The organism is Rhizobium sp. RU33A, from assembly GCF_900156055.1.
GTDB lineage: Bacteria > Pseudomonadota > Alphaproteobacteria > Rhizobiales > Rhizobiaceae > Allorhizobium.
Map to the genome: position 1 here is coordinate 960016 of NZ_FTMQ01000001.1, position 15843 is coordinate 975858.

A 15843-nucleotide genomic window follows, 5' to 3' on the forward strand; every position below is an offset into this window, starting at 1 on the left:
GCTCAGCGCCGCTGGTTGGGCAGCGCGCCCGCGCGCTTCTCGGCTTCCAGGGAAGCCGCCGCATCCGCGTAAGGCTCCTGCCGGACGACGCTCCAGTACCGAAGTTCATCGACCAGCACCGGACGACCGGTGATCGCGCAGGTGACGAAGGTCCCCGGTGTCAGGATTTGGAAATCGGCATCGAGATAGCGGATCTTGGCCTCGCGGTTTCCGCCGCCGTCGAAACGGTTCATCACTCTTCTCCTGCGCCGCGTGTCACGGAACTGCAATACAGCGCCCTCCGGGCGATTGAAAGATGGCTCGCCGCAAAACCCACCGTCTGCGGCGGCTCAGCTACGTCCGAACAGCCGTTCGATATCAGAGAGCTTGAGCTCCACATAGGTGGGTCGTCCATGATTGCATTGGCCTGAGCCCGGCGTCTGCTCCATTTGGCGCAGAAGCGCGTTCATTTCCTCGACCCGAAGCCGCCGGCCTGATCGCACCGAACCATGGCATGCCATGGTCGCCGCGACATGTTCGAGCTTGGCCGACAGCCGGTCGGCCGTATCCCATTCGGCGATTTCGTCGGCGAGATCGCGCACCAGCTGCGTTGCGTCCATTTCGCCGAGCATCGCCGGTGTCTCGCGCACCGCGATTGCCCCCGGCCCGAAGCGCTCGATCGCAAGCCCCAGCTGTTCCAGGCTTTCCGCGTGTAGCATCAGCCGGTCGCAGTCTTCTTCAGGCAGGTCGATGATCTCAGGGATGAGCAGACCCTGTGAGGCGAGCCGTCGGCCCGTAAGCGCCTTGCGCATCTGCTCGAAGACCAGGCGTTCATGAGCGGCATGCTGGTCGACGATGACGAGGCCGTCCTCCGTCTGCGCCACGATATAGTTGGCATGCACCTGCGCCCTTGCAGCCCCCAGCGGATAGCTCGAGATCGCCTCGACAGAAGCGCTTTGGGGGGCAGGGGCGGTCACGACCGGTTCGCTGCGGGCGGTCGGCACGGACAGGCTGTCGAATGCTGCCTGCGCCGCCTCGCCAAAACCGCGCGCAGCCGGTGCGGCAGCTGCCGCAAATCCGCCGCCAAAGCTCGGCGCACCGCCATAAAGAGGCCGCGACGGGGAACTGGCCGGAGACCATGCCTGTGCCGGTTGCGGCGAGAACCCTGGCCGGAAGGCGCGCAGCATGCCGCCGGCCCCGGTCGTTGCCGCCCGGTCGCCCTCGCGCTGCAGCGATTGCCGGATGGCGCCGACGATCAGCCCGCGCACCAGGGCCGGGTCACGGAAACGCACATCCGATTTCGCCGGATGCACGTTGACGTCGACCAGTGCCGGGTCGAGCGTCAATGAGAGCACCGCCACCGGATAGCGCCCCTGCGGGATCGTCTCGGCATAGGCGCCGCGGATCGCCGATAGGATCTGCTTGTCCTGCACGGGGCGTCCGTTGACAAAGGCATATTGATGGGCGGAATTGCCTCGGTTGAAGGTCGGCACGCCGGCAAAGCCTGTGAGCCGCACATCCTCCCGCTCGGCATCGAGCTCGATCGCATTGTCCTTGAAATCGGCACCCAGTATCTGAGCGATGCGCGCCAGATGATCGTCGCCGGTGCCGGGAAATTCGAGCGTCGAGCGATCCGTCCCTGACAGCACGAAGCGGATCGCCGGAAAGGCAATCGCCATGCGCTTGACGATCTCGGTGATCGCGCCCGCCTCCGCCTTTTCCGTCTTCATGAATTTCAGCCGCGCCGGTGTCGCGAAGAACAGATCACGCACCTCGACCGTCGTGCCGGGATTGGCTGCTGCCGGGCGCACGTCCCCCACCTTGCCGCCGACCACGGCGATTTCGGCGCCGCTGTCGGCGCCGGCCGGACGGCTGGTGATCGTCAGCTTGGCGACCGAGCCGATCGAGGGCAGGGCCTCGCCCCGGAAGCCGAGCGAGCGGATGTCGAACAAGGTTTCGTTGAGCTTCGACGTGCAATGCCGGCGAATGGCTAGCGCCAGATCCTCCGACCCCATCCCGCAGCCATTGTCGATGACGCGCAGTAGCGTCTTGCCACCGCCGGCGGTTGCCACCTCGATCCGGGTGGCGCCTGCGTCGATCGCATTCTCGATCAATTCCTTCGCCGCACTGGCCGGTCTTTCGATGACCTCGCCGGCGGCGATCTGGTTGATGAGCGTTTCGGAGAGCTGCTTGATGATCATGAAGCCATTTTCGCGGATTCTTGGCTGCGACGAAAGACGAAATCGTAACTGCGTGCGGACGATGCCCAGCATTAAGTGGGCCTTAACGGAATGTCTCTAATCTGAACAATGACTTGCAATGTCTCTGAGCGCAGGTCCGCTGGCAGCGGAATGAGGACACAGCCGCGGTGTCTCTCGTGTGGGTTCCCGCCAGAAGCATGGTTCGGCATGTCTCCGTCATGGCATCAGCCCCACAAAAGTCTCGTTGCGTTCAGCAACGAGGTTCCAAGAGGCAGCAGTGTGAGCGAGTTTCCACCGGCCCCCGGCCAGGATAAGAGACGGCAGGGGCACGACAATCCGTCGGCCGAAGCTGCGCTCGATGCTGCCCTGCTGGATGCGGTGTCCGAGGCCTTCTCCTCCGCCTTCATTGTCTATGATCGCAACGATCATCTGATCTTTGCCAGCCGCAGCGCCCGTCAGTTTGTGCCGTTGCCGGCCTCCTTCTTCGAGCCCGGCACGCGCCTGAGAGACATTCTCGGCGCCGCCTATGACCTCGGCCTGCGCCAGGCGGCTAGCGGCCAGTCGGAGGCAGTGCTCAGTCGCGAGGAATGGCTAACCCGCCAGATCGCCGCCCACTGGAAGGAACGCTACGAAATTCAGTCCTGCGACGACAGCAAGCGCTGGACCCGGTTCTCCAAGCGTCGTCTGCCCTCCGGTTTCGGCTTCTGCGTAATGAGCGACATCACCGAGCAGAAGCGCCGGGAAGAGCAGTGGCGCGCCGATATCGAACGTGTCCAGCTGACCGAAGAAATCCTCGACAATCTTGCCCATCCTGTCTTCGTTCAGGACCGCAATCTTCAGCTGGTGGCGGTCAACAAGGTCTTCTGTTCGGCCATCTCGGTCGGCGCCGACACCGCGCTCGGCGGCACAATCGCGTCCTTGTTCGAGGCCGAGGTCGCCGCGCGCCTCGCAACGGTTTCTCGTCAGGTGCTGGAAACCGGTCTCACATCCTCGCTGACCCTGCCCATGCGTCTCAACGGCGATCCACCGCGGCCGATCCTCGTGCATGTCCAGCGGGTCGGGACGCCCGGCCGCTATCTGATTGTCTCGAGCCTTGGCGAAGTCGGCAGTGGCGCTGACCTGCAGTCATACCCGACCGAAATGCCTGAAACGCGCGATGATGAGGGCGCTGGATATGCGGCGCTCGACGGACGGTTGAACGGCCGTAAGGCATTGCTCATCACCGGCGACCGCGAATTCGAGGCGCGCGCGCTTGAGATCCTGCAGCTCCTCGGCCTCGACAGCTGCTGTGTGCGCAATGATGAAGAACTCGATGCGTTTCTGTCCGTCGCCCGCTCGGTGGGTGTGGTCATTGACCTTGCCATCGTCGATGTCGACCTGGACATGCAGTGCCTGGAGCTGCTTCAGGCCGTCGACATCGATTATCTGACGCTGGCGGAAAACGAAATTGCCACGGATCTGGCCTTTACCGTCCTCGATCGCATGACGGCATTGCAAGCGCGGCCATCTCCGGCGGACGACTGGGAAATCACCACGGAGGACGTTCCGGCAGCACTGGAGCCGGCCGTGACCATGCGGCCGGCGGAGCCCGCCGCGGCGGTCCTGGTCAAACCAACACCGCCACGCCAGCCCTCTCTGGTTCTCGTGGCCGAAGACAACGAGATAAACCAGATCGTGTTTTCGCAGATCCTCGAAGGCCTGGGCTATGCTTATCGCATCTGCGCCGACGGCGAGACGGCGGTAAGCCTCTGCACCGAGCTGAAGCCGGCGATCGTCCTCATGGATGTGACGCTGCCGGGGCTGAACGGTTTCGAGGCCGCCCGCCGCATCCGCAAGTCATCGGATGACGCCCAACTGTCGACGCCGATCATCGGCGTTCTCGCACAGGCCTTCGACAGGGACCGCGAAGCCTGCTTCGCATCGGGCATGAACGATGTCATCCTCAAGCCGCTGAGCCCTGATGTCGTCGATCAGGCCATTCGCCGCCTCGTTCCCGATATCGCTAGACTGGCGTCCACGGCCTGACCCAGACCCCGATTTTTGGGGTGTCCTTGGTCGCCGCTTTACATGCATCGATATGATAATTTTAATGTTTTAGACCCATTCTGGGACGTGTGAAAGAACCGTACCAGGAAGCATGAATGGGTCCCGCCGGACTAGGCCCTGAGCAGCAACGCCAGAGCGACCAAAAGACGACAGGCTACACCGATCGCTTGACCGGCCTTGGCAACCGCCATCGGCTGGGCGACAAGGTGCGCCAGCTTGCCGCCGACCGCGCATCGGATCCTGCCCCATTCACTGTCGGCATCGTCAATCTCGATGGTTTCAAACCGATCAACGACCTCTTCGGCCAGGCTGCCGGCGACGAGATCCTCTGCCAGGTCGCCCACCGCCTGAAGGCCTGCGTGCCGGATGGCGCGACCGTCACGCGACACGACGGCGATGAATTCGCCATTGTTCTGCCGCTGGTCTTCGAGCGCCTGGGCGCCGAGCGGGCCGGCCAGCTGATCAAGGACGTGTTGTCCGCGCCTTACGATCTCGGCGACCGCAATGTGCGCCTCTCCGCTTCCCTCGGCTTTGCCGTCTATCCCTTTGCCGGCGAGGATTTCGAAGAGCTGATGAAGAGTGCCGAGACGGCGCTCTATCGCTCCAAGCGTCGTGGCCGTGGCCAGATCACCGTCTATTCCCGCGAGATCGCCCAGGAGATGAAACAGGCGACGCAGCTTGAGCAGGCGCTGCGTAATGCCATCATCAACGATACGGTCGATGTGCATTTCCAGCCGATCGTGCGGCTGCGCGACAACCGTATCGTCGGGTTTGAGGCGCTGGCTCGCTGGATCGATCCGGATCTCGGCTTCGTGTCTCCCGCTGTCTTCGTGCCGCTCGCCGAAGAGCGCGGCTTCATCGACACGCTCTCCGAGACGCTTCTGCGCAAGGCAGCCGAAGCAACACTCGCCTGGCCGCGTGATCTCTTCCTGTCCTTCAATCTCTCCTCGGTCCAGCTGATGGACCTCAGAACCTCCTTTAATACGCTCTCGATCCTGAACAGCGTTGGCTTTGACCCGCGCCGCCTTGAGATGGAAATCACCGAGACGGCCGTCATGTCCTCGGCTGACACCGCACGGCGGATCATCAAGGAGTTGAAGGACGCCGGCATCCGCATCTCGCTCGACGATTTCGGCACCGGCCAGTCGAGCCTTGGCCGTCTGCGCGAATTCACCTTCGACAAGGTGAAGATCGACCGCGCCTTCGTCTCGGCGATCACCACCGACCGCACCTCGGAACACATCATCAAGGCGATCGTCAGCATGTGTGAAGGCCTCGATCTCGAGGTCGTCGCGGAAGGCATCGAGACGGAATCCGAAGCCCAGAAGCTGCGCGAACTCGGCTGTGGCATGGGGCAGGGCTATTATTTCGGCAAGCCGGTCGATGCAGCCGCGACGCTGCGTTATCTGGCCGAGAACCATCACGACTTCGCGCTCGTCGATCGCGCCTCGGCCTGATCCTGTTCCTCAGGTCTGCTTCAGCAGCCAGTCCCGCACCCGTGTGGCAGCCGCGCTCAGTTCGCGCGATCTCGGCCAGACGACATGGAAGGCCTGGCCGGTCCTAAGAGCATGTCTGCCCACTTCGACGAGTTGACCCTGCTCGACCAGCCGCTCGACGAGATGCTTCCAGCCGAGCGAGATGCCCTGGCCAGCGAGGACCGCCTGGATCACCAGAACATAATCGTTGATCGCCAGCCGCCGCCCCGTCGGCCGATAGTCGATGCCGGCCGAGGCAAACCATTCCGGCCAGCTGCAGGCCTGCCGCACCGGTTCCTCCAGCCAGATCAGCCCGTGTCGGGCGATCGCTTCGGGACTGTCCGGCAAACCGTTCGCCTCTACGAAGGCGGGGCTCGCCACGGCGGTGACAATCTCTGGCGCAAGCTCAGCTGAATGGTAATGCGGCCAGTCCTGCGGATGACCACCGCGCACCCCGAGCGGAATGTTCTCCTCGTCGAGATCGAGATCCCGCACGCTGGTCTGGATCCTGAGATCGATGTCGGGCAGATCGTCCCTGAGGGCGGAAAGTCGCGGCAGCATCCACATCGAGGCAAAGGCAGTCGAGGCCGCGAGTGTCACATTCACCTCACGGCCCTTCATCCGGATTTCCTCCGCCGCCCGACCGATGCGCGACAGCCCGGCCGATACGTCGGCATGAAACCGCTCGCCGACCTCTGTCAGCCGCGCTGCCCGATGCTGCCGCTCAAAGAGCTGCGTTCCGAGCTGCTGTTCGAGCCCACGGATGGCATAGGAGACGGCGACCTGCGATATGCCGAGCTCTTCCGCCGCCCGGGTGAAGTTCTCGTGTCGCCCGGCCGCTTCAAAAATCACGAGCGCATTGGCAGAGGGGATGAGATTGCGAAATGTTGTCATAAGTTGAGCTTATTGCATCTCCAGCAATTTTCCAGCGTCACAGTCGCTTTGCTCTGAACTAGCCTCTAAGAAAACGAGGGGAAGCGTCATGGATCAGGCACTTGCGGAGAACCCAGGCACGCGCAGGCAGCGTTCGGCCCGAAGAGGGGGAGCCTTGGTCTCGCCTCTAGTGGTTCCCTATATCCGTCGCAACATTCCGACCTATGACATCCTGTCGGACGAAAACCTTCAGCGGATCGAGGCTGTGGCCGATCGGATCCTCGCCGAGATCGGCATCGAATTCCGCGACGATCCGGCAGCGCTGGAGCTCTGGCGCAAGGCGGGTGCCGAGATGGATGGGCTGCGCGTGCGGTTCCCGAAGGGCATGCTGCGCGAAATCCTTAGCTCGGCCCCGCCAATCTTCACCCAGCATGCCCGCAACCCTGCAAACAATGTCGAGATCGGCGGCAATGCGGTCGTCTTCTCGCCGGCCTACGGCTCGCCCTTCGTCATGGACCTCGACAAGGGGCGCCGCTACGGCACGATCGAGGACTTCCGCAACCTGATCAAGCTCGCCCAGTCCTCGCCCTGGCTGCACCATTCGGGCGGCACAATCTGCGAACCGGTCGACGTGCCCGTCAACAAGCGCCACCTCGACATGGTCTACAGCCACATGAAATATTCCGACCGCCCGTTCATGGGCTCGGTAACGGCAGAGGACCGTGCCGAGGAATCGATCGAAATGGCCCGCATCCTCTTCGGAGCCGATTTCGTCGACCGGAACTGCGTCATCCTCGGCAATGTCAACGTCAACTCGCCGCTCGTCTGGGACGGCACCATGACGCGGGCTCTGCGCGCCTATGCGCGGGCCAATCAGGCCGCCGTGATCGTGCCCTTCATTCTCGGTGGTGCCATGGGGCCGGTCACCAATGCCGGCGCCATTGCCCAGTCGCTCGCCGAAACCATGGCCGGATGTGCTCTGACCCAACTGGAGCGCCGCGGCGCGCCCGTCATCTTCGGCAACTTCCTTTCGTCAATGTCCCTGCGTTCGGGTTCGCCGACCTTCGGCACACCGGAACCTGCCATCGGCTCGATGGTGATCGGCCAGCTCGCTCGCCGGCTGAAATTGCCGCTGCGCTGTGCTGGAAACTTCTCCAATTCCAAGCTGCCCGATGCCCAGGCCATGCAGGAAGGCGTCATGTCGATGATGTCCGCCGTGCATTGCGGCGCGAACTTTATCCTGCATTCGGCAGGCTTCGTCGATGGACTGCTCGCCATGTCCTACGAAAAGTTCGTGATGGACACCGATTTCTGCGGCGCCTTGCATTCCTACCTCGCCGGCGTCGTGGTCGATGACAACACGCTCGCCATGGATGCCTTCGAAGAGGTTGGCCCCGGCAGCCACTTTCTCGGTTCGGCCCACACCATGCGCAACTACCAGACCGCCTTCTGGGATTCGGGTCTGTCCGACAACGAACCCTTCGAAAAGTGGTCGGAAGCCGGCTCCACGGATATGGCGACGCGTGCCAATGCCCGCTGGAAAAAGACGCTTGCCGAATACGAAGCGCCGCCTTTGGATGTCGCCATCGACGAGGCGCTTCTAGACTATGTCGAGAGAACGAAGCGCGCCAAGCCGGACGCCTGGTATTGAACGGAATGCATGACGAATGACCGGGAACCGTGATCCCCTTCTCCAGCCCTTCCGGCTGAAGCACCTGACCCTGAAGAACCGCATCATGTCCACGGCACATGAGCCGGCCTATTCGGAAGCGGGCATGCCGACCGAGCGCTATCGGCTCTACCACGTCGAAAAGGCGAAGGGTGGCATTGCGCTGACCATGACCGCAGGCTCCGCCAGTGTCAGCCGCGACAGCCCGCCCGCCTTCGGCAATCTGCTCGCCTGGAAGGACGAAATCGTCCCGCATCTGAAGCGCCTGACCGACGACTGTCACGAGCATGGCTGCGCCGTGATGATCCAGCTCACCCATCTCGGTCGACGCACCAACTGGAACAAGGGCGACTGGCTGCCGGTGCTGGCACCATCACCGATCCGCGAGCCGGCCCACCGGCATTTCCCTAAGGAGATCGAGGACTGGGATATCGAGCGTATCGTAGAAGACTATGCGACGGCCGCCGCCCGCATGCAGGAAGCCGGCCTCGATGGCATCGAGTTCGAGGCCTATGGCCACCTGATGGACAGCTTCTGGTCACCGGCCACCAACCGTCGCGAGGATGAATTCGGCGGCTCGCTCGGCAACCGCATGCGCTTCTCCAACCTGGTGATCGATGCCGTCAGAAAGGCCGTCGGCCCCGATTTCATCGTCGGCATCCGCATGGTCGCCGACGAGGATTGGGACGAAGGTCTTTCCCGCGACGAGGGTGTGGAGATCGCGAAGCGCTTCGCAGCCGGCGGCAAGATCGACTTTCTCAACATCATCCGGGGGCATATCGAGCACGACGCGTCCTTGAACAACGTTATCCCGATCCAAGGCATGGCCGCCTCGCCGCATCTCGATTTCGCCGGTGATATCAGGGCGGTGACCAAGTTCCCGGTTTTCCATGCCGCCCGCATCGCCGATGTCGCGACAGCCCGCCATGCGATTGCCGAGGGCAAGCTCGACATGGTCGGAATGACCCGCGCCCATATCGCTGATCCGCATATCGTCAGAAAGATCATCGAGGGCCGCGAGCACCAGATCCGCCCCTGCGTCGGCGCGACATACTGTCTGGACCGCATCTATGAAGGCGGAGAGGCGCTCTGCATCCACAATGCCGCCACCAGCCGCGAGGCACTGATCCCGCATGACCTGCCGAAAGCGCCAGAGATCCGAAAGGCCGTCGTGGTCGGGGCAGGGCCGGCGGGCCTGGAAGCCGCGCGCGTACTTGCCGAACGCGGGCATCATGTCGAGGTGCTGGAGGCATCGAGCCGGGCGGGCGGTCAGGTGAACCTGCTCACCCGCAATCCGCGCCGCAAGGAAATGGTCGGCATCGTCGACTGGCGTCTGGCGGAACTCGATCGTCTGGGTGTGAGCATCCACTACGACACCTATGCCGGTGTCGATGACGTGCTTGGCCTCGATCCCGACCTGGTTGTCATCGCGACCGGCGGTATCGCCCAGTCGCCGGAACTCGAGGCCGGCGATGATCTCGTCACCTCGAGCTGGGATATCCTCGCCGGCAGCGTGAAGCCCGAGGGGCCGGTTCTGCTCTACGACGACAATGGCGGGCATCCCGGCATGAGTGCCGCAGAGGTCATCGCCAATGCCGGCGTCGAACTCGAAGTGGTCTCGCCGGAGCGCTTCTTCGCGCCCGAAATGGGCGGCATGAACCATGTGCCCTATGCCAAGACCTTTGCCGAAAGGAATGTCCGCGTCACGATCAACACCAAGCTTGTTGGCGTCCGCCGCGATGGCAATGCTCTGCTCGCGACACTCGGCTCGGACTTTTCAGATGTGAGGGTGGAGCGCCGCGTCGCCCAGGTGGTCGTGGAGCACGGCACCATGGCCAATGCCGATCTCTATCTGGACCTCAAGCCGCTTTCACGCAATCGCGGCGCAGTCGACTATGCCGCGCTGATCGCGAGACGCGAGCCGCTGCCGCTCAAGGATAAGGCCGCCAGCTTCGACCTTCTACGCATCGGGGATGCGGTCGAAAGCCGCAACATCCACGCGGCCGTCTACGATGCCCTGCGCTATTGCAGCCTGCTTTAGCGCATAGAAAAAGGCGGCGCCGAAGCGCCGCCCCTTAGGACCTTAACACATCCCACGTTCCGGGATTAGTTGTCCGTCGACGAAGTGGTTGTGCCGTCGGTCGGAGCCATTGTGCCGGTGGTGCCAGCGTCCGCGGCCTGATCATCCAGCGTACGGAACTCCGGAGCGTTGCGCAGGCTGTCAGCCGTCTCCGTGGTCGTTAGGCGAACTTCTGCCTCGGCGACAACTTCGGCCTGGGTTTCGCCATCGGCGGCCGCATCAGCCGCATCGCCAGTGGCAGTTTCGCGGGTGATGGTGATCTTGTCGAACGGGATCGCGACGCTCTTTTCGCCAATACCCAGGAAGCCTCCGACACCGACCACTGCGGCTACGATGCCACCGTCGTCCTGAACGAGCAGGTCGTTGATATTGCCGATCGACTGGTTGTCGGCGGTGTAGATCGCCTGACCCATGAAGTCGTTGACCGAGATCTGGTTTTCAGCCTGTTCCGTCAGGTACGTGGCAGAGCCAGCGGCGTCAGCCGGAGCCTGGGCCGTGGTGCCCATCGAGCCGGACGTGCCATCCATAGACGCATCCGGGGTAACCGGAGCAGGCGTCGTGGTCGTGCCGTCCATAGTGGCCGGCGGCGTCGTCGTTGCGCCCGGGGTGGCGTCCTGAGCGACGGCAAACGGGGCCATAGCGGTGGAGCCGAGCAGCATGGCTGCGGCGAGGGTCTTGAGAGACTTGTTCATGGTGGACCTACCTTTCCTCTGAGATGGTCTGCGACTGACACTGCCCTTGCTGAAGTGCTGGGCGGCGTCGGTTCGAGAGGAAAATGTCCGGAGGCCTCGATCGTTCCGCCGGCGAAGTCCTTAATATTTTGAGGGGGTTGCAGGAACAAAATGCGCCGACCGCAGTTTGCGGGGCCGCTTTCGGCCCCGCGTCGGTAATCCGTTGTACTCAGAGTTTGAACCGCGGTTCTGCCTTGCCCTTGACGCTCACGCCGAGATCGAAGGTCACGCCCGCGAGCGGATCTTCGGACCGTTCCGCTCCGCTCAATCCTTCCCAGCAGGAGGTCACGGCGAGCCGATCGAGATTGGCGCCATAAAATGCCGGGCAGGTCGGGCGACGCATCGGCGCTGCGTAGCGGGCGATATGCCGACGGTCGGGCGCATAGCGATCTACCGCGCCGCCGTCCCAGTTGGCATTCCAGATCGTGCCTTCGAGATCGACGACCGATCCGTCGATGACGCCCTGACGCTGGGACTGATCGATGAATACGGTTGGAGCGGCAGTGGGAAGGCCGGTCGCGGCATCGAGTTCGACCCGCATCATGTGGTTGACCTTCGAATCGTTGAAGTAGCCGACAGACCCATCCGGCGAGAAGCAGATACCGTTCGGAATGCTGACTGCGTCAAAGAGCTTGGTCACGGTTGTCCCGGACACATGATAGATGGCGCCGGCACCGGTCTCCGCCGTACGGCTCATCGTGCCGATCCACAGGGCGCCGCTCGGATGGACGCGGCCGTCATTCGAGCGGTTCTGCGGCTTGTCCTCGATCTTCGCATAGGGCGATAGGGTGCCGCTCATCGTGTCGCGCAGGAAGAGCCCCTGGTCGGAAGCGATAAGCTGCCGCGTCTCGTCGATAATGGCCAGCACGCTGCCGAGGAAGGGCAGGGCATGCCTGGTCAGACGGCCGCCGGCCACATCGAGTTCGCACAGCGTCTTGCCGAGTATATCGAACCAGAAAAGCGCGCCGGTTGTCGGGTCGTAGGTCGGCCCCTCTCCCAGTTCCATGTGCTCTTCCGTTAGCGTTCTGCCGGTAAAGCTCTCTGTTGCGATCACGCTTTTCCTCCTTGTCGATTTCGTCTATCTCTGCCGTGCGACGGAGGTCGCAAACAGAGGTTTACGGTAAAATTTATGGGGTATCTGGACCCTCGGCGCTTTACAAGTCTATGCTCCGGCAACCCAAAGGAACAGATTCGGTATTGATATCGCCTCTGGGTGTCCTTCGAGCATTCTTATCGCAAGGTCTCCGACATGGGAGCAGGCGAGGTCAACGGATCGGCTCAAGCCAGGTTTCGCCACGCCTTCGATCTGCAGCCAATGACAGGTGTTGTAGCAGTTGACGTATACGTCTTGGACAATCTCCTCGATAATCACGACCGGTGACCCGGTATGGACGGGTGTGTGATGACGAACCAGGACATGACAGCGGCAGAGCGGGTCGAAGGTCTGATCACTGACGTCAAGGGTTTCAAGACACAGTTTGATGTATTCCGCTTCATGAAGCGGGTGACGGAGCTTTACGGCGCCCGTGCCTTCATGGTGCTGAATATGCCGGGTGCCACGGCGCAGGAACTTAGCAGCAGTTCGATCATCACCAATTGGCCATCCGATCTCTTGACCGAGTTCGATCAGATTTCCCTGTTGTCTGGCAGCCCCGTGCTGGCCCATCTGCGCCGCTCGTCGATCCCCTTGCGTTTCGACATCGATGACGTGGCCCTGCAGCGCGATCCCCGATCCGGTGAGGTCTCGAAGGCGCTGTTTACCCGCTTCCGAATGAGCCGCGGATCCTATTTTCCCGTCCATGATGCTACGGGTGCGCGAGGTGCCGTCTCCTTCATTGGCGACCGCGATCCCTTCAGCACGATCGAGATGATGGAACTCGCCTATATCGCGACGCATGTCTTCAACCGCCTTGCGGAAATCCGCGAGATGGACAGCCGCAACAGCGACATGCTGACCGAACGGGAGCTCGACTGCCTCAACTGGACGGCGGCCGGCAAGACCAGCGTCGAGATCGCGGAAATCCTGACGCTCTCCGAGCACACGATCAATCACTACCTGAACCGCGCGACGAAGAAGCTGGATGCGGTCAACCGCACCCAGGCCGTCGCCAAGGCACTCAGGCTTGGCTTGATCAAGTAAATGTAAACGCTGGTGCATTTTTGTGCGCCACGCATCATGTCAGCCTAGTTTCCCGGCACAAACTTGATGTGGTGGCGGCCGCAGTGCGCCCTGGAGCCTGATTTCCCGCCGTTTCGAGTTTGGCACGCTTTCTGCATTGCTAGTGTCAGTCCAGAGGGGACGTTGCACGACACCCGTCAAAGGGTGCAGCCTGACAAGCCGCCGCGGGGGGGTGCTCTCCGCAGGCGGCTTGTCTGTTTCTGCCACAAAGGTCGCAGCCCCGAGCCGTATTTGCTGTTGGCGATTGTCTCGTGCTCCATTATCTGATTTCCGAGACGTAAGAGACATAAGCGGAAAGAAGATTGAAATGGCCGAACTGTCGCGTGATCGGGTGATTGAGGCACTGAAGGGGATCCGCGGACCGGATCTCGATGGCAACATCGTCGATCTCGGCATGGTCTCGGATGTCTTCATCTCCGACGGTAAGGTCTATTTCTCCATCAATGTGCCGGCCGAGCGCGCCCAGGAACTGGAGCCACTGCGGCAGGCTGCCGAGCGGACGGTGAAGGCGCTGCCCGGTGTGAACGGTGCGGTCGTCAGTCTGACGGCCGAGCGCAAGCAGGGCTCCACCCCGGCGCCGCCGCGCCCGCAGCCTGCAGCACCTGCCCACAGCCACGGCCACAGTCATGGCCCGGCGCAGAGCGGACCGCAGCGGACAAAGGCCGGCGTCCCCGGGATCGACGCCATCATCGCGGTCGCCTCCGGCAAGGGTGGCGTCGGCAAATCGACCACGGCCGTCAACCTGGCCCTGGCGATGAAGGCGAACGGCCTGCGTGTCGGCATTCTCGACGCCGATGTCTACGGTCCTTCCATGCCGCGCCTTCTCGGCATTACCGGGCGCCCGCAGCAGATTGAGAACCGCATCATCGTGCCGATGGAGAATTACGGCATCAAGGTCATGTCGATGGGCTTCCTCGTCGATGAGGGAACCGCGATGATCTGGCGCGGCCCGATGGTCCAGTCGGCACTGATGCAGATGCTGCGCGAAGTCGCCTGGGGCGATCTCGACGTGCTGGTCGTCGACATGCCGCCGGGCACCGGCGATGCGCAACTGACCATGGCCCAGCAGGTGCCGCTGTCGGGAGCGGTCATTGTCTCCACCCCGCAGGACCTCGCCCTCATCGACGCGCGCAAGGGCTTGAACATGTTCAACAAGGTCGAGGTGCCTGTTCTCGGCATCGTCGAGAACATGAGCTATTTCATCGCGCCCGACACCGGAAACCGCTACGATATCTTCGGTCATGGTGGCGCGAGGGCCGAGGCCGAGAAGATCGGTGTACCCTTCCTCGGCGAAGTGCCGCTCACCATCTCGATCCGCGAGACCTCGGATGCGGGAACTCCGGTCGTGGTGAGCGAACCGGACGGGCCGCAGGCGAAGATCTACCGTGACATCGCGACCAAGGCCTGGGAACAGGTCAAGGCTCGATCGGGTCGCGCAGCGCCGGCGATCGTTTTCGAGTAATCGCTGAGCCTCGGCCTCGACCGGCCATTGCTTCGCTCCGTTGAGGCGTGCGTCGGCTGCATTGCTGTGCTGCAACAATTGCTTTGGCGCTCCATCCGGGACTATGATTGGTTCCGGATCCAAACTGCGCGGCGTGCCATGAAGGTGACCAGTCCTTGATCAGGGCCTATCGACGAGACGGAAGTGCCGAAATCATCGGCATCGAGCCTCAAGCCAGCAATATATCCGATGACATCATCTGGATCGACTTGATCAAGCCGAGCCGCGACGAGGAACACTTCGTCGAGAGCCGGATCGGCATCCCGTTGCCGACACCGGATGAGCTGAAGGACATCGAACCGTCCAGCCGGCTCTATGTCGAGCACGATGCGATCTACATGACCGCCTCGCTGCTCTACAGAGCCGATTCCACCTATCCACTGCTCACCGACGTCGCCTTCATTCTCCATCGCGGGCGCCTGATCACCATCCGCTATGCCGAGCCCAAGGCCTTCGAACTCTTCAGTGCGAGCCTCCTACGCCTGAACGGACAGTGCGACACCGGCGCGAAACTTCTCGGCCATCTCTTGGAGACGATAGTCGACCGGACCGCCGAGATCCTGGAAACACTGGCCGCACGCCTAGATGCGCTCTCGATCACGGTCTTTGTCAATCGAAAGGCCGCCAAGCGTCGTCCGCCGCGCTTCCTGGAAGACAAGCTACTCGATATCGCCAGCCATCATCAGCTTGTTGGGAAGGTGCGTGACAGCCTCGTCTCCTTGTCTCGCCTGGTTTTATTCCTGCAGTCGCAGCCGGCGGTGCGCCGGGAGGAAGATGCCGCCGAACTCTGCGGCCTGGTTGTCCGCGACCTTCAATCCCTTGGCGAGCACGCGGCTTTCGTCGCCAACAACATAACCTTCATGCTCGATGCCTCGCTCGGCCTCATCAATGTTGAGCAGAATGCCATCATCAAGATCTTCTCGATCGCCTCGGTGGTCTTCCTGCCGCCGACCCTTGTCGCGTCGATCTACGGCATGAACTTTCAATTCATGCCGGAACTCGGCTGGAACTTCGGATACCCCATGGCGCTTTTCGCCATGCTGCTCTCCGCCATCATCCCCTTCTTGTTTTTCCGTTGGAAAGGCTGGCTCTAAAGAGCTTGGTATCCC

12 protein-coding genes are annotated in these 15843 nt (G+C 62.4%); 7 read left to right on the top strand and 5 right to left on the bottom strand.

The features are described from left to right. Positions 1–2: 2 nt before the first annotated feature. Both BW978_RS04645 and mutL read right to left on the bottom strand, forming a co-directional pair. On the bottom strand, positions 3–233 hold the full coding sequence (locus tag BW978_RS04645; protein WP_076392619.1) for a DUF2093 domain-containing protein: 231 nt from the start codon (positions 231–233) through the stop codon (positions 3–5). A gap of 96 nt (positions 234–329) precedes the next feature. Further along, positions 330–2180: a DNA mismatch repair endonuclease MutL gene (mutL, locus tag BW978_RS04650; RefSeq protein WP_076393215.1), complete on the bottom strand. Its 1851-nt coding sequence runs from the start codon at positions 2178–2180 to the stop codon at positions 330–332. A 279-nt stretch (positions 2181–2459) separates the two neighbouring features. Between mutL and BW978_RS04655 the strand changes: the two genes are divergently transcribed. Then, complete coding sequence (locus tag BW978_RS04655; RefSeq protein ID WP_076392621.1) at positions 2460–4205, top strand: response regulator; 1746 nt, start codon at positions 2460–2462, stop codon at positions 4203–4205. Positions 4206–4321: 116 nt separating this feature from the next. Continuing rightward, on the top strand, positions 4322–5683 hold the full coding sequence (locus BW978_RS04660; protein WP_076392623.1) for a putative bifunctional diguanylate cyclase/phosphodiesterase: 1362 nt from the start codon (positions 4322–4324) through the stop codon (positions 5681–5683). 9 nt (positions 5684–5692) lie between these two features. On the opposite strand, the gene BW978_RS04665 is transcribed toward BW978_RS04660, so the two are convergent. Then, complete coding sequence (locus BW978_RS04665; protein WP_076392625.1) at positions 5693–6595, bottom strand: LysR substrate-binding domain-containing protein; 903 nt, start codon at positions 6593–6595, stop codon at positions 5693–5695. 88 nt (positions 6596–6683) lie between these two features. On the opposite strand from BW978_RS04665, the gene BW978_RS04670 reads away from it, so the two are divergent. After that, the gene (locus BW978_RS04670; RefSeq protein ID WP_076392627.1) at positions 6684–8225 is read left to right on the top strand and encodes a trimethylamine methyltransferase family protein; all 1542 of its coding nucleotides are present in this window, start codon (positions 6684–6686) and stop codon (positions 8223–8225) included. Between the two features lie 16 nt (positions 8226–8241). Next, positions 8242–10284, top strand: coding sequence for an NADH:flavin oxidoreductase (locus tag BW978_RS04675; protein ID WP_076392629.1), 2043 nt, complete (start codon positions 8242–8244; stop codon positions 10282–10284). A 65-nt stretch (positions 10285–10349) separates the two neighbouring features. Here the strand turns inward: BW978_RS04675 and BW978_RS04680 are convergent, their stop codons facing one another. Beyond that, positions 10350–11015, bottom strand: a complete 666-nt coding sequence (locus BW978_RS04680; RefSeq protein ID WP_076392631.1) for a PRC-barrel domain-containing protein — start codon at positions 11013–11015, stop codon at positions 10350–10352. Between the two features lie 208 nt (positions 11016–11223). Further along, the gene (locus tag BW978_RS04685) at positions 11224–12060 is read right to left on the bottom strand and encodes an SMP-30/gluconolactonase/LRE family protein (protein ID WP_076392633.1); all 837 of its coding nucleotides are present in this window, start codon (positions 12058–12060) and stop codon (positions 11224–11226) included. Positions 12061–12456: 396 nt separating this feature from the next. Between BW978_RS04685 and BW978_RS04690 the strand changes: the two genes are divergently transcribed. From BW978_RS04690 to BW978_RS04700, 3 genes are all read left to right on the top strand, one after another. Next, a complete protein-coding gene (locus tag BW978_RS04690) occupies positions 12457–13194 on the top strand; it encodes a helix-turn-helix transcriptional regulator (RefSeq protein WP_076392635.1) in 738 nt (245 codons plus the stop codon). Between the two features lie 346 nt (positions 13195–13540). After that, the gene (gene apbC / locus BW978_RS04695) at positions 13541–14695 is read left to right on the top strand and encodes an iron-sulfur cluster carrier protein ApbC (protein ID WP_076392637.1); all 1155 of its coding nucleotides are present in this window, start codon (positions 13541–13543) and stop codon (positions 14693–14695) included. A gap of 155 nt (positions 14696–14850) precedes the next feature. Further along, positions 14851–15828 carry a magnesium transporter CorA family protein gene (locus BW978_RS04700; RefSeq protein ID WP_076392639.1) on the top strand — a complete coding sequence of 326 codons (978 nt, stop codon included), beginning with the start codon at positions 14851–14853 and terminating at the stop codon, positions 15826–15828. Positions 15829–15843 lie beyond the last annotated feature (15 nt).

Excerpts from the sequence above, each read along its gene's own strand:
- BW978_RS04645 (WP_076392619.1), bottom strand. The coding sequence starts at position 233 with ATGAACCGTTTCGACGGCGGCGGAAACCGCGAGGCCAAGATCCGCTAT.
- mutL (WP_076393215.1), bottom strand. The coding sequence starts at position 2,180 with ATGATCATCAAGCAGCTCTCCGAAACGCTCATCAACCAGATCGCCGCC.
- BW978_RS04660 (WP_076392623.1), top strand. The coding sequence starts at position 4,322 with ATGGGTCCCGCCGGACTAGGCCCTGAGCAGCAACGCCAGAGCGACCAA.
- BW978_RS04665 (WP_076392625.1), bottom strand. The coding sequence starts at position 6,595 with ATGACAACATTTCGCAATCTCATCCCCTCTGCCAATGCGCTCGTGATT.
- BW978_RS04670 (WP_076392627.1), top strand. The coding sequence starts at position 6,684 with ATGGATCAGGCACTTGCGGAGAACCCAGGCACGCGCAGGCAGCGTTCG.
- BW978_RS04675 (WP_076392629.1), top strand. The coding sequence starts at position 8,242 with ATGACCGGGAACCGTGATCCCCTTCTCCAGCCCTTCCGGCTGAAGCAC.
- BW978_RS04680 (WP_076392631.1), bottom strand. The coding sequence starts at position 11,015 with ATGAACAAGTCTCTCAAGACCCTCGCCGCAGCCATGCTGCTCGGCTCC.
- BW978_RS04685 (WP_076392633.1), bottom strand. The coding sequence starts at position 12,060 with ATGGAACTGGGAGAGGGGCCGACCTACGACCCGACAACCGGCGCGCTT.
- BW978_RS04690 (WP_076392635.1), top strand. The coding sequence starts at position 12,457 with ATGACGAACCAGGACATGACAGCGGCAGAGCGGGTCGAAGGTCTGATC.
- apbC (WP_076392637.1), top strand. The coding sequence starts at position 13,541 with ATGGCCGAACTGTCGCGTGATCGGGTGATTGAGGCACTGAAGGGGATC.